The following is a 15129-nucleotide window of genomic DNA, read 5'->3' on the forward strand; positions in this document are numbered from 1 at the left end:
GGCGCGTTGACAGCCGGAAAAATGCTATATATCACTCTATATGCGATTTTCGCGTATATACGCGTTATTTCACTTCAGCGGATTTTCCGCTCTCGCCACCCTTTCGCTGCTGGAGACCCTCTCATGCGCCTGTTCCTCTTCCTCGCTATCTTTACGCTTTCCGCCGTCTCTGCCAACGCAACCACCACTTTCATCGTTGAAGGCAAGAGACCTGCTGCTTGCTCCCAGTACGAACAATACGTCGCGTTTCTGGACCGCAAAGCCGCCGAACGCGTCGCCGCCGCTGGCTACGAACGCTTTATTATTCACCAGGGAAGTGTTGGAAACACCAACCATTACAGCCTGACTGTTGAAGCTTTGCCACGCGGCTACTCGGTCAGTCCTGGCAATCGGGTCATGAACGTGCAGTCAGTACTGAGCGGCCCCCATTATTGCAGATAACAGACAGCGTTGTTCGCTGGTACTCGTTTGGTCTGATCGCGCCAATTCTATTTGCTGCGACCATTTTTACAATTTTCCAGCGTTAGAGACAGAGTAAAGAGTGGCTGAGCTCAATGCAATTTATAAGTGAAATATTTAGTTGCCTGATATGAAAAACCAAATAACCTCTTCAGCTGCTTCAAGGCTGGAGGAAAATAAAAGATGGCTGCAAAGGGTGCCGAAGATAAGGACTACATACTCGAATTTTTGGACAGCGAATACAGGGAACTAAACAACAATTTAAGAGAGTGCTGGAAGTATATTTCTGAATTACTAAAGACTTTTTTATACATACAGATAATATTGATTTCCCTTATATTTTTAGGCGGGGGGATATTAAAAGTCGAAGGCGTAGTCATAAAGAGCGAAAAAACCGTCATTATAGATAACAACTCAAACTCTCTGAATGCCGAGATGGAAAATCCTTCTAAAGCACTGCCCCACATTAACGCTGCAGTTGATTTATTAAGACAACTATCCATCATCCCCCTGCTTTTACTGGGTTTTGGCAGCTCTGTAGGCGCAATTGTGCAGAACAGCCGCCTTTTTAGTAATGCAAAAAAACTTGTTCGCAGAGCTGCGTACCTTGAGGAATTGGCTGGATTTCCAATCGATAATCGTGAAAGCGATCACGACACCACACTCCCCACACTCCCCTCAGGTAAATTGCTATCTCGAGAGCTGTATTCAGATGACAAACAATTTAATCTTAAGAATTGGCTCACGTTTACCTATCTATCATTCTGCTCTTTGTGGGTGATATCTGCGATAATACTCGCATTTTCAACAAAGTTATTTTCTTTGTAACAACTCTCGTTGAGCCGAATTGGGTCTGTTGTCCTGAAGCCAAATTCCGCTTGCACTTCTCTCAGAACGGCGCATATTTCCACAGCGCCGTTCTGACCATCGATAGAAATGGGTAAGAATAGAACTGTGACCAAAGACCAACTAAAATAAATCACTACTCATGCTCACCACAACAGAAATATTACTAGCAACTACAATTTCGATAGGGCTTATACTTCTTGGGTATCAAGTCTATTTTCTCCCCCAGAAGAAACCACTTAGAAATGTTGTCGTTGGACGTGTGAGTTATTTTGATGAAAGGATTCCATTTGTCCCGTGGTGGGTCTGGATTTATTCAGGACTTTACTATCCTTTTATTATCTCCCCCATCCTTGCAATCTCCAGCATGACAGAGTTTTATGTAATTTGCTTTAGCTATTACTTGCTATTATTTTTTCACGTCGTCATTTCCTACTTTTTCCCAAGAAAAACTCCAACAGAATGGCGAAATTATGAAGTAAAAAGTGCTGCTTCTAGAATGCTGAAGTTTGTTCAGAGCATCGATAAGGGGGGTAATTGCTATCCGTCGATGCACGTCGCCGTCGCATTTCTTGCGGGCTGGCACTGGTTTTATTATTATCCGGAATTGAGCTGGACAACTTACACGATTGCTGGCGTACTCGCGATCATTTCGTTAAGTACATTATTTACAAAACAACATTTTGTTGCAGATATTATACCTGGGGCCTGCCTTGGAACATTTGCTTTTTTGATCTATAAATTTGCACTTTATGACCATCTATTCAATTATGCTGTCACTTTGCGTCATTGGTTTGTTTAGATCGGAGGCGTTGCGGGGCTCCCGCAGAAGGAGTGGTGTAAAGGCGTGCCAGCAGGTTGAAGCAGGAAGAAGGGCTTTCCCGCCAAAAAAGAACCGAGCTGCGCCTGGCCCACCGGACGGGGCAAAACTGTCGCACACTCGCCTGTATAGCCTGAGTCTTCTTCAAGGCCTGCGGCGATACAAGACCTACCAGAAAGGCAGACGGCAAGCCTCTGCTCGGGAGACCGAACAGCGGCGGAACACGATTTGTGAGATTTTCAAGCGTTGTGAACCACTCTTCGAATAGCAGCTCGGGCGGGAATACCCGCCCGACCTACACCGGCTAGCTAAGCGCTCTTACGAAGCTCCGCATCACCCGCATCTAGCATGTCCGCCTCTACAACACCATCCTCGCCAAGATAGCACCCCGCCGGGAACGCCATATACCGAGGTAGCCAGTTTGCCACCTGCGCGCTACGCGCTCCACTCAAACAGTCTTCCAGTATCTTCTTCTGAACCCTGCCCGTCGAGGTCAGATGGCTCTTGGCAGTCTCTTCCCCGGCAAGCTCGGCCACCATGGCGTTGATAGCCGGTTTATTCCGCAACAGCGTGAAGAAGGTGTCCTGGGGCTGCCACGACTGGCGCATGTCGACCGCGAGCAACTGGCCAAGTTCGTCAATCAGTTCACCACCAACTGCGAGGGTTTCAGCCATGGCGAGGGAGAGAATGCGCATCACGTCATCGTCGTTCAGTGCCTGCAAACGCGCAAAGACGGCACCAACACCCTCTCGTGCATAGGCACCGTAGGACGACGCCCGCACAAGTGTGCCCTCGTGGTCACGCCCCAACAGCTCCAGAACAGCGGCGCGTTCGTCGGCGAAGGCCGCTTCTGCCGCGTTGTTTTCCAAGCTGCTGGCAATCGCCGAACTCTCAGCACGTCTCGGCTCAGGTTTGACATGCCAAAGTGTGGAACCGGCAACCACATGCGCTACCATCAACCGCAACGCCACGCCGGAATGCTGCAACAGCGCGGTACGCACCGCCGCATGACGATGCAGGTCAAGATAGTTTTGCAACGGGCGACTGACCTCGGCCTTGGGTGTCGGTGCCGTGGCTTCGTCACTCCGCCTTCGACGGTTCAGTTGCTGTCGGGACAAGACCCCTTCATGGAACGTCACCTCACCATCCGCCGTACAGACGACATGCACGGCACCGCCATCTTCCTTGGCAACCTGCTCGTAATCCCAACGCTGCCAATACTGCCCCACATCATGCAGCACAACATCGGCCCAACCGCCCGTCCGATACTCTTCAATCCGCGCGGCAATGGCCTTGTTCTGGAACTCCCAAAAGGTGTCGCTGTCGGCGAAGTAGCTGTCCTCACCGAACAAATCGGTGACGACCGCACCGGGATAGTCGGGCAGGTCGAAAAGGGTATTGACGGTGGGCACATGCGCCCCACCAAACAGCCAGCTTTTAAGTTGGGGCCCAAGCGGCGCCCATTCATCATCGGAGGTGTGCTTCTTCCACCATGCCTTTTGCTGACGCGTGGTTGCCATGGTCAGAATACGCAGGGTTGACGCGGCAATCTCATCGCGGCGATAGGCATTGAGGATGGGCGTGTAGAGATTGGCGATGGCGAGCCGTTGCTTCACCAGCCGCTCACTCACCCCGAAATGCGCCGCTATGTCCTCACAAGCGCGACCCTGCTTCACCAACGCCGCAAACGCCTGATACTGATCTAATTCATCCATGGGCAATCGCGCGGTGTTTTCGGCAAGGGAAGCCTCAATGGCAACCGCATCATCGCCCTCAGCCATCACCAGACAGGGCAACGGCCCTAAATCGCAGCCTTCGGCCAACAGCGCCTGACAAGCAGCAAAGCGCTGCTGCCCGGCGACGATTTCAAAGCCGTCACCATCCGGTCTCACCAACAAGGGCTGCAACAGCCCCAAGCTGCGAATGCTGGCCACAAGGTTGGTCACATCCCCACCACCGTGCTTGCGAACATTCAAGCGCGATGCGACCAGTTTGTTTTGGTCAATGTAGTCAAGTTTCATGGAATTTCTCCCCGTTTTGCTTCAATCCGGCACCCGCGAACGCGGCTGCCGACCCGCTTTCCCTCAATAAAAAGAGGGGTGCGCATGCACCTCTGCCACGTGGCGAACGCGGGGTTGGGAGGGGAAAAGGATAATCGTACCGGATGGTGCGGGCGCACAAGCGCAGCGCGGAGCCTCGGCCGGTACGATTATCCTTTTGGGGAGAGAGGGGCAGCGCCCCCGGCTTCCCCATTATTCCGCTAAAAAACTGACACCCAAAATGGGAATACCTCCATAGAGGGCAAACAGAGACTTCTCTACTAACGTCAATAGTAGCTAAGGAAGACAAGCGCTTCTAACTAAGTCAACCAACAGTTTGAGATTGGAACTCGGCGGCCAAGATTTCCCGAGTTAAAGAGAGGCGAACTTTTGCTGTCCCATTTCCCTTACTATATGATTTATTTGACTTTTAACTCGCAAGATCCGATGCGCTGTTCATATCAGATCAGGGGCAGAATTGCGTGCTTGTCATTGCAGTCGCTCACACCAAAGCGATCAGCGACATTCCTCGTACTAACAGAGTACGAAATGGACTGGTTGTAAGGAAGAAAGCGCCTATTTGCGCCGGTTATAAAACCATTTTCAGCTCAGAGTAGACAGATTTCAATTTGCACTTGCAATTGATGGTTTTTGTTGCTTCTATTATCTATCGTCAAAGTAGCAATCAAGATTTTTGAGTGTTTTTTATACGAGGCGGGTTAAATATGGCAGTTGTTAATCAATCGGAACTTGCCGGAAAAATTCGGGATCGTCCAATCAGCAAAAAACTTGAGGCTCTGCTTTCAAGAGCAGCGGATGCCGCAGGTATTGACGAGGTTAGGATAACATCCGGTGGCCAACCAGGATCGACAGGCAAGACGACAGGCTCGACGCGCCACAATGGTGGCCGCGCTGCAGATCTCTATCTGATTGCGAATGGAAAAAAACTTTCGTTCAGCGATAAGAAAGCACCAGATCAAATAGAAAAGTTCGTGACGGCCTGTGCCGCATTGGGTGCCAACGGAATCGGCGCCGGTGTCAAGTACATGGGAAAGCATACGCTTCATATCGGGTTCGGCGTTAACAAGAGTGATACCCGGAAAATTACTTGGGGGGCGAAGGGGCGTTCCAAAAATGCCCCAAATTGGCTGCGCACTGCTGCCCGGACCGGTTGGTTCAATCCCCCGGCCTGGGTTTTTGCGTTCGACGACGATGCTCCAGAAGATCTACCGGAGGCTTTGGACAAAATCCTCGAGCTCTTGAATATTAAAACCAACGATAACGCTTTACCTAGCGGGAGCCAAAGTTTGGGAAATATTCCCCCTAAGTTTACCGAAGACGTAATTCGGGCAGCACAGACCACGCAACGTGAGTGGGGGACACCCGCCTCCGTAACACTCGCGCAGTGGGCGATCGAGAGCGCCTATGGATCGCGTATGCCGGCAGGATCAAACAATCCATTCGGCATCAAAGCACGGAGCGGTGACCGGTTTGTGGAAGCTTGGACCAAGGAAGTGATCAACGGAAAATCGCAAAAGGTTCTCGCTAAGTTCCAGGCATTTCCGGATCTGGACGCCGCATTCATCCGGCACGGCAGGCTATTGGGAACATCCAAATACTACGCAAAAGCAAGACAATTTTTGCACGATGCCGACAAGTTTGCCGATGCGCTGACCGGCATTTATGCGACGGACCTGGAATACGGAACTAAATTAAAAAATATTATGAAATCCAACGATCTGTACAGATTTAACCTGCCTATAGCAGGAGCAGTTAGTTCTAGTGAAACAACGGGGACGGACATGTGTGATCCATTGATGGAAGGTCATTCGGACAAGATTCGCGTTTCCGCACTTCAGCAGGCTCTCGTTGCACTTGGGTACCGACTTGGGAAGGTCGATGGTATTTTTGGGCCGCTTACCGCGGAAGCTCTGTTGGCTTTCCAGAACGAGAACGGGCTATCGACTACTGGCATTGTGGATGAAGCTACACAGGTAGCATTAAGCCGTGCATCGCAACGCCGATTTGATGCGGCGCGTGAAAACGCAAGCGAAAACGACATTGCGCAAGGTGGATCAAGAACCATGATCAATGCGCGACGTAACAGAGTGTTAAGCTGGATCACCGGCGTACTCGGAGCGCTCGGTGTTGGAAACAGCGCAATTGTGAATTCGGCAAATGAAGGCGCGTCGGCTGCCCAATCTGCATTGCCTACTGACCTGCTGCCATTTCTGGCGGACGTTCAACAGCTGGCGACCCCGGTCTCCGCTCAGCAAGTGAACGCATTGACACTAAAAGCACAGTCTTTGCGTGATCAGCTGGGTGGCACACCATTGCCACCGGAGATTCTGAGCCTCATTGAGCAGCTCAAGTCATCCATTTCCTCCGAAGTCCTTGCGAGCAATCCGCAAATTTCGCGAGTTCTCGAACTTCTTGGCCAGGCCTCTAGCGGAGGGCAGCAAGGAATGAGGACGGTGTTTGATATTCTTCCAAGTTTCTTCGCAAATGGAAGCGTTCTTGAAGCGATTATGCAAGCAGGCGCTACGGTCGGAGCTAGTGTTTTGCCTGGGGTTGGTGGGTCCGTAGGGCTGCTTGCGGCCGGTGTGTTAGGTCGCTTGTTTGCCAACAAGGTCGCCTCTGCACGCTTGCATGATCACAGGACCGGAGCAAACATTAATCCGCTCAAGTGAGGCGCGCGAGGGGGCTCAGGGCTTGTTTTTCGTTGCACGTGATGAGCCCCCCTTACCCCTTGCAATCAAAGTGACCTGGTTTTCTGAACAGACCTTCTGAATAGTTCCTTGCACGCGCATACGCACATCGAATTGCAAGATTTGGTAGCAATGCGGGCTGAAGCTGCAACAGGCCTAACACTCAGCATGAATTGAGCAAATGGACCCGACATAGAACACCCTGAAGCCGTCTCGGCCACGCCGAAAATCGCCGTAGCGTGAACATTACTGATATAATTCAAAAGATGGTCTTGTTTAGGAAAAAAGGCCCATCCAATACCTTCGCCAACTTCTCGAATCTCAATACCGACGTGCTGGTCAGAAGGAATAATCTCCGACATGCGTTTCTCAATCATCTGGTAAATAACTCTTTGCAATACTCGGTTTGCGAGAGGAAGAAAAATTTTTAGCATAAGTAAGTGAGTGAGTGAGTGAGTGAGTTTATTTAGATAGCGCGACTTTTATTACTATCGTATTTTACTGTAGTAACGCGCAGAACGCTATTTTCGAGATCAAGAACGGTGAAAGTCGTGAGAAATAGAATGCTGATACAAGGTAGAGGGATGAAATTTTCTTATGTAACAAAAAACGACTGAACATTATTCATTTTGTCTACGAGTATTTCGCGTTATATTCTCCATAAAGTTGATTTCTTGAACCTAGCCGACGTTTTTACTGAGTTTTTCCATATCGATAAGAGGAGCTCGAAATGATTTCGAAAATCGCATCACTTTTTCGTACATTGTTTTCTGTTGTGCTTGTTTTGGGAGGCTGTACAGCGGTTAGTGCTAAGCCGCCTGAAAGACCTGTCATTTTTGTGCACGGTATTATCGGATCTACGCTTAAGGACGCGGATGACAAAATCATTTGGGGCGATCTGAGCTCGCTCCGTCGCCGCAATTTTCATTCAATGAACCTTTTGCCGAACACAGGATTACCAGCCGAACTACAAGCAACCGACGCGCTGCGCGACTTGCCCTTAGCATTTGGAACGATCGAAGTTGGCCTCTATTCGAGTATCATCGATTTTCTTGATGGAACGGTCTCCATGGGCGACAGTTTACGCGGCGACATATACCGCGGTGAATACACAGAAGGCGAGAACCTATTCGTATTCGCTTACGATTGGCGTCGTTCAAATTTTCTGAACGCTCTACAGCTTAATGAGTTTATTGAAGAGAACATTCCATCGGGTGAATATGACATCATTGCCCACTCAATGGGCGGCATCGTTGCTCGTATAATGTTGAGCCAACGTGGACCCCATTGGCTCTGCACTCGAGGCTCTGCGGCGGACGCAAAATTGTCAGACTCGGATTATCAAGATCTGTGTAGTGCGGCTTATGGTCCAAGTCCGCATGGAAGTTATCCTTCAACCTTCCTAGATGCACCCCGCACTGCAGCAGATAGGTTGCACACATTTGTCGAATTGGCTGTGCCACACTACGGCTCAGTCAATCTAGCAGCCACTCTACTTGAAGGTTGGGGCCGGGTTAGCGAAATTCTACTGGGTGGAAAACGTGCCATTCAAGATACAATTCTTTCATTCTCGGCACCCGTAGAGTTATTGCCTACCTATGATTTTTGTTGCGCGCGAGGAGCAGGACCTTCTGACCCGGACCGCTTCGCAATTGCTACACCCTACAACGAAGAGTATTGGCTCGAACTCATGCTTGCGTTCGGCGAAGAACACTGTCCTTACAGCCGCTGTGACGTACGTCGTGCGCTCTTTCGCAATGGCATAGAGAACCGTAAAATTATTGACGAAATAATGGACGCAGGACTACCCAAAACTGTTAAATCTAACCACGGCATCATCGGTCGTTTCGTAAAGAACACTCGCCAGACAGTATATGTCGATTTTGGTGCTAATGGTGATGGTGACGGAGTTAGTTTTCGTGTCAATGCACAAGGAGATGGCACAGTTCACAAAGACTCCGCATTGCTACCGGCAAACCAGCACAACGAGACTTGGCAAAACGAATATGTGGTGATGCACGCGAAACATCCGTTTATTGTTGGCGACAGAAATACGACCGAATACATATATAATATGCTGGTTGACCCAGTTCGCGACGGAATTCAGGGCGTATCTGGCAGCCCGGTTGTTTTTGCGGGCAGTCCAATTGGCGAAATTGGTCTCGTGGTGGAAGACTCGGTCTTATTCGAGGAAGATCTTTTCGGTGCAACGCTCAGCATCGATTTTGCAGCGGTTACGGGCTTTGATGCAGAAGAGGCGCGGGCAGCTGAAATAAAAGTGATGCTGCAACCAGTTTACCAACCTAATGCCGCTCAAAGTGTTATTGGAACCATGCATTTTGATCAGGGCGCTTCACTTTTGTTGTCCGGCTCACTTGTCTACACCGCGTCAGACCTAAGCGTAACTGAGTCCGGTATTTATACAATCAACCTCGAATATAAATTGGAGGGGCAGAATAGAACGCTTGCAAAAAGCTACCTATACGTTCTCGCGCCAGAGGAATAAGAGATGCTGAAATCTGCAGCTATCGCCTCGTTTATTGTGGTTTTGGGCACTCATAGCGCGCTCGCAGACAAGTGGGTCACAAGTCTGCCGGGCGAGCTAGATCTAAAGCCACGACAACTTTTCCGAGTAACAGTTGAGGGCAAAGCCAGCCGAAATGGTGTGCCCAAAATTACTGAAACTGGAACAGGGTTTGCTATTGCACCGGGTGTCGTGATTACTGCAAAGCACGTTACTCGTACTTCGACAGATTTTCACAATCTCGCTTCCAGTCTTAGCGATAGTGCAAAGATCCACTTACCTGCGCGCGAAACTCTATTAGAATACCCTGAAGATCATAACATCAGTGCGACAATCAAAGATAATTCAAATGGTATTGTGACCGAGTCTCCTTTCCCCGGTATTGACGCGGCACGTATAGACGTTTTGCAGTTTGATGCAGTTCCGTTACCTTTGTCCGCTTGCGAAATCGAACCCGGAGCTACCTACTATCTGTTAAAAAATCGTCAATTGGACAACTCTTTAGCCAAGAATCTTCGGGTGCCTGTTGCCGTGAAACTAACTGCTGGCGAAAGTGCCTTAGATCGAATGGGAGCATTGCGTGTCCTGGTGCACGATGTGCCTAACAACGACAAGTTACGTCCGGCGCGCGGCGACAGTGGTGCTCCAATCGTTGATGAGCAGGGTCGCGTTGTTGGATTTATTTCGGCAATCAGGGGCAAAGTCGACGTACTTATGACTCCAACGCGGCAGTTTTTCGATCTTATTCCGGACGAAATTAAATCCGAAGTGTCCTGCAACACGCAGGTGACTTTTGCAAATTTTGGCGTGAGCGACCCGTCGGATCCAGAAAGTAAAGCGCAGTTACTAAACTTAGTTGATACATTATTTTCACAGACTAAACAGATAGAAGTGCTGCGAAAGCAAAATAAAATTTTGATGGATCAAGTTGCCGATTTAATCAAAAGTACAAGAAAACTTGAAGTCTCAGACGGCATTCTTGCCAAAGCACAGCAAGAGTTAGAATCAAAAGACATTAAGCAAGACAAAGACATAACGGCATTGGACAATCGCGGTGCTCAAATGGTTACTGCAATTGCATTGGAGCGCGCAAACCGCGATCAGATCACTACTGAACATGTACAGACAGCCTTAGAAGCTATTCTCGAAGGTGAGCCTGTTGTGCCAGCTGTAAAGCAGATGCGTGACGAACTTGGCGAGCCACGCTGGGGTTTTGTAGTCAACACTAAGGACATGAACGGTCCGCGCTTCACAGTCTCCTACGAGCGGTCAATGACACTGCCCGTTGTCACTAGCCTTATGGGATTTTGCCTCAGGCCAATGCTTGACCTCAAGCCTAACCACGAGGGAAATCGACTACTTAACCCTGTAAACTACGGCTCCGAGAGCTTCTATAACGAGAGCGCGGACCGTGCGTTTAAATCAGGACAGTATTTTGCTCGCGATATAAAATTCACCACAGAATGCAAAGACACAGAATTTCGTCTCCCAAGGGCCCGTAGTGCGGACTATGCATTCGCTATCGGCGGGCTTCTGAAACCAGACATGAGCCACTACGACGACGAAATCTTCGAAATACCTTCTGAAGGGCCCAAACTTTTTTTTGGCTACACTTTCGACGCCAAAAAACTGGCTGAAAACGAACATGTTGAACACGAACATCGGTTTGTTTTTGAGGTTAAGAGTACCTCTCAAGGTACTTCAATCTCGTGCTACTACTTTCCGCACGATAAAAATCGAACACAAGACTCCGTGAACGCAATCGTTGCATTTCTAGAAAATTTTGAAAACGAAGAGGTGAAGGCGAACAGGTTATGCGAAACTCTATGAATCGTTTTTCTGCAGCTTTCTTGCTGTTTTTGCTCCCCACTCCATTAGCGCTTGCAGGAAGTGAGAGCCAAGCAGTAAGGGTTGAGGGAATCTTCGATCTCGCTCCGGTTCAGGATGTCTCCGTGACAGATCAGGGTGAAGCCTTAATAACACTCGAAAAGCGCGCCACGCGGTTCTCGACATTTCCGCTTGCAGTTACCGGTGAAGTCGAATTCGAACTTTCAAAGCCTCGTGCAGTAATGTTGCACGACGACACACTTGTCGTCTTAGGGGATCAAGATCCAACGACAGTTGACGGTGGTGTGTTTTATATCTATCCGAATTTCAGCGCTTCGCTTCATGGTCCAATCGAAAAAACTAGTGTTGCAACTTTCGGAGACCCGTTTTCTCAGGTCTTATCAGTAGATGGCGACACCGTTTACGCAGTCAGCCCAACTTGGCTCGCCGCCATGAGGCTTTCTGCACAGGAAGCGTTGGAGCTTGCCGCCGGCACATCGGCAAAATACGAGCCAGCCTTCCTATTTCTACAGTGTGGTAAAGCCACCCAAATCTCAATATTTAAATATCGAGAGCGTGAATTCTATGTGACTAGTGTTGTAAATGAAAAAGCTATAGAGTACGGGCGAGTACAAACAGATAATTTATTTTCGTCTTCCACGAATTGCTTCAATGTAGACAGTTTTATTCAGGCTAGTGGCAAACAAGTAGTCGGAGGGGATTCCTCCAGCATCTTGCACAGCTTGGTTAAGCCATTTTTACCTTTTGACCCAATGCAGGTGTTGGTTCTTGATGCCGAAGCGGGTCTCCTTTCGTTGTTCCCAACTCAAGAATATGCACGATCTTTGGCCATTCTGCGGTCTGAGGTGTTAGAATTTGACCTCAGGCGTATTTCACCCCCATTCGATACTTCAAAATCCCGCTTTGGTCTTCTAGCTTCCGACATTCAAGGAAAACTCATCCTAGTGTCTTATGTTGGGTCAACATTTGTTCATCGGTTCAAGCTCGAAAATAGGAATTTCAGCTATTTAGGAGCACTGCGTTTCCGAAACAATGTACACCACTTGGCCGTTTCACCTAGTGGCAATATGGCGTCGATTGTGACAGCAACGAGCAACAACGAGGATCAGGAAGGGCTTTATGAAGTGACGCTAGTACAACATCTTGCGAATTTGCCAGCAGGCGCCAATTTACCATTGGCGAGGCACTCGATTATGAAGTTGCAAGAAAGCTTGGAAGAGGCAGGATTTCCGCTCTATGTTGACGGCATTCTCGGCACTCAAACTCGAGGAGCCCTTGACAATTTCATGACTAATACCGAGTTAACTAAAGACGATCGAATAAAAATGGACCTAATTGAAACAACAACTCGCGGTGTTTTTCCACTTTTGAAGTAAAAAAATGGAATCAGTCTTGCCTGATTCTTGTTTAATCGATCGAATTCTTAGACGCTCATCTAGAGATGATTTAGCGATTCTGAGATGCAATCTCGCGTTCAATACGTTGCTGATTTTGGAGAATTGCTAGAAGACTAGCGCGCGCTAGCCGTTGGAGCTGGATCTGTCCATTGGTGTGGCTTCAAAGCTTTACCAAATTGATGTGGCATATACTCACTTAACGGCTTGAAGCCAGGGGAAGGCCTTCCCCGACACAAAAAACGGCCCTAAGCCGCCCTTGGCCCGCCAAGCGGAGCAAAGCTTCACTCATTCCCGCCTGCAAAGCCTGAGCCTCCCTAAGGCGGACGGCACCACAAGACCTGACGGAAAAGCGGGCTGCAAGCCTGTGCTCGGGAGACCGCGCAGCGGCGGCACCAGGCTTGCGGAACGCCGAAGGCAGGTCACAGTGCCGATATCCCGCCAAGGGGCTCACGAATTGCAGGCGGTTACCATATGAGGCGCGTAGCAAAGGTGGGCCGATGTCGGACATCCCATGTCCGACTCTGCGGCGGACGAGGTGCCGTCACTCGCCGACCTGTCGGGGAGTGACGGCACCGCCCAACCCCAAGGTACCCGCCACTAATCCGCAAACGATCCCACACGACACTCAAATGACAACCCTTCCAGTACCTTACGAACTTCGTCATTTTTGACCTATGCCGCTGGCCCTTAATTCCCACACCCGTTCATTATTCCCTCAGATCACGCGACTGCCTGATCCATCTCACCAGACCTTTTTCCAAACAGACAGGAGAGCAGCATGCTCACTCACGATATCCGTGCCCCGCCGCGGCGTGGCACACACCCCGTCACCGAGACATCGAGGACGGATGCCCAACAGGGCGAACCACATCGACCGGTCACCCGACCGGTTCGGGAGGCTTCAACCGCTAAAGGAGACTTTTGACCATTCCGGCCCTGCCGCGAATGACCTTCGCGGGATGACGTCGTCTAAGGACACGCTCGTCGCCATCAACACTTAGCCCTTAACAAGGACAAGCAAGATGGACGACCTCACCATGAGCCTAGTAAATTTATGCCACAGAAACCGCGACGGATCTTACGGCACACAGACCAACAGAAGACGCGGTCTAACCGCAATGGCCAATGAACTGAGAGACCTTGGCTACCGCCTACCCAAGGCAACCTCTCTTAAACCCAAACACGTCGACGCCCTGGTCGAACGCTGGCTGGATGCCGACAAGTCGGAGGCGAGCATTCGCAACCGCCTGACCTGGCTGCGCTGGTGGGCCGAGAAAATCGGTAAACCCAACGTGGTCCACCGCGACAACGCCCACTACGGCGTTGGCGAACGGGGCGAGCCCAACCGCAACCGCGCTCAGATTTTCAACCCGAGCACATTCCAGAACGTGGCCTGTCCCTATGTCCGCGCCGCCATCCTCTTGCAGGTCGCTTTCGGACTGCGCCGCGAAGAAGCGCTGAAGTTCCAGCCACACAAAGCCATCCGCGCCGACCAAATCCAATTGCAGGCCAGTTGGTGCAAAGGCGGCCGAGCCAGGTCGGTACCCGTAACGACACGCCAACAGCGCGAAACGCTCTACAAGGTCGCAACGTTCATTCAAGGACGCGGTTCACTCATTCCGCCGAACCTGTCCTACGTCGAGCACATGAAGCGCTACGAGTACCAGACCCACAAGGCCGGATTCCACAACATGCACGGGTTCCGGCATGCCTACGCGCAAAACCGCTACCTCACACTCACCGGCCTGCCGTGCCCGCTTGCCGGCGGTAAACCCTGGCAAGAGATGACCAAGCAAGAACGGGAAGCCGATCGATCCGCCCGACGCAAGATATCCGCAGAACTGGGCCATGCCCGCCTCAAGATCTCGGATACCTATCTTGGGAGGGCTTTCTGATGAAACGCGCTGAAAGCTGTTACCTGATGGCCACTGACGAACGTCACGAACTGGCGAAAGTCCTGTTCGAACCGGCCAATGTTGCCCGCGCCATTCATGAAGCCGCGTCACTCGGGTTTCGTGACCACCGCATCACCCAGGATGCCCCTTTCGACCTCTCGGACACCCAACAGGCCAAAGCCCTCGAAGAATGGCTCGACCGGGAACAGTTCCACTACATGTGGCGGCCAACGTTCCTCGATCAGGACCCGTTCCGCCCCTCCATCGCCACCGAATATCCCGAACTGGTCATCACATGGTGATCCTTACCCTGCTCCTGATCTGGATCTGCATCCTCCAGTCCCTCACCGCCCAAACCCACCTGCGCAGGTGGGTTTGGTTTGGTGTGGCTGGTGTCTTGCTTTTGTCAGCTTGGTAACATTCACGCCTTTGCGAGCATCAGTTTTGTGTCAACCGGCGACGAATTCTGTAAAGGGGTGAGTTTTCGGGGCCCTCAGCCACTGATCAATAAGGCACAACTAAACCACTACCGGCTGATGCCGGTAGGATTATCGATGTGCTTCTCAAGGTACTGAAGTACGACATCTTCAGTG

Annotated in this window: 10 protein-coding genes; 9 read left to right on the forward strand and 1 reads right to left on the reverse strand. The window is 50.4% G+C overall.

Annotation, left to right across the window (positions count from 1 at the left end; all coding sequences use genetic code 11):
- The first annotated feature begins 123 nt into the window (after positions 1 to 123).
- The 3 genes from Q0835_RS25800 to Q0835_RS25810 all read left to right on the forward strand — a co-directional run bounded on the left by Q0835_RS25800 (position 124) and on the right by Q0835_RS25810 (position 2107).
- Positions 124 to 441, forward strand: a complete 318-nt coding sequence (locus Q0835_RS25800; protein ID WP_298965676.1) for a hypothetical protein — start codon at positions 124 to 126, stop codon at positions 439 to 441.
- 201 nt (positions 442 to 642) lie between these two features.
- The gene (locus tag Q0835_RS25805) at positions 643 to 1287 is read left to right on the forward strand and encodes a hypothetical protein (protein WP_298965679.1); all 645 of its coding nucleotides are present in this window, start codon (positions 643 to 645) and stop codon (positions 1285 to 1287) included.
- Between the two features lie 160 nt (positions 1288 to 1447).
- On the forward strand, positions 1448 to 2107 hold the full coding sequence (locus Q0835_RS25810) for a phosphatase PAP2 family protein (protein ID WP_298965681.1): 660 nt from the start codon (positions 1448 to 1450) through the stop codon (positions 2105 to 2107).
- 326 nt (positions 2108 to 2433) lie between these two features.
- Here Q0835_RS25810 and Q0835_RS25815 read toward each other — a convergent pair whose 3' ends face one another.
- Positions 2434 to 4146 (reverse strand): ParB/RepB/Spo0J family partition protein, encoded by a 1713-nt coding sequence (locus tag Q0835_RS25815; RefSeq protein WP_298965682.1) that lies wholly within the window; start codon positions 4144 to 4146, stop codon positions 2434 to 2436.
- 743 nt (positions 4147 to 4889) lie between these two features.
- Between Q0835_RS25815 and Q0835_RS25820 the strand changes: the two genes are divergently transcribed.
- The 6 genes from Q0835_RS25820 (at position 4890) to Q0835_RS25845 (ending at position 14838) form a co-directional block, all read left to right on the forward strand.
- Positions 4890 to 6854 (forward strand): glucosaminidase domain-containing protein, encoded by a 1965-nt coding sequence (locus Q0835_RS25820; RefSeq protein ID WP_298965683.1) that lies wholly within the window; start codon positions 4890 to 4892, stop codon positions 6852 to 6854.
- 748 nt (positions 6855 to 7602) lie between these two features.
- The gene (locus tag Q0835_RS25825) at positions 7603 to 9378 is read left to right on the forward strand and encodes a hypothetical protein (RefSeq protein WP_298965684.1); all 1776 of its coding nucleotides are present in this window, start codon (positions 7603 to 7605) and stop codon (positions 9376 to 9378) included.
- 3 nt (positions 9379 to 9381) lie between these two features.
- Positions 9382 to 11226: a serine protease gene (locus Q0835_RS25830; RefSeq protein ID WP_298965686.1), complete on the forward strand. Its 1845-nt coding sequence runs from the start codon at positions 9382 to 9384 to the stop codon at positions 11224 to 11226.
- Complete coding sequence (locus Q0835_RS25835; protein WP_298965689.1) at positions 11223 to 12620, forward strand: hypothetical protein; 1398 nt, start codon at positions 11223 to 11225, stop codon at positions 12618 to 12620. Before Q0835_RS25830 ends, Q0835_RS25835 begins: the two co-directional genes overlap by 4 nt.
- Before the next feature lie 1043 nt (positions 12621 to 13663).
- Positions 13664 to 14536, forward strand: a complete 873-nt coding sequence (locus Q0835_RS25840; protein ID WP_298965692.1) for a phage integrase N-terminal domain-containing protein — start codon at positions 13664 to 13666, stop codon at positions 14534 to 14536.
- Positions 14536 to 14838, forward strand: a complete 303-nt coding sequence (locus Q0835_RS25845) for a hypothetical protein (protein WP_298965695.1) — start codon at positions 14536 to 14538, stop codon at positions 14836 to 14838. Before Q0835_RS25840 ends, Q0835_RS25845 begins: the two co-directional genes overlap by 1 nt.
- Positions 14839 to 15129 lie beyond the last annotated feature (291 nt).

Source organism: uncultured Roseibium sp., from assembly GCF_947499295.1.
Classification (GTDB): Bacteria; Pseudomonadota; Alphaproteobacteria; order Rhizobiales; family Stappiaceae; genus Roseibium.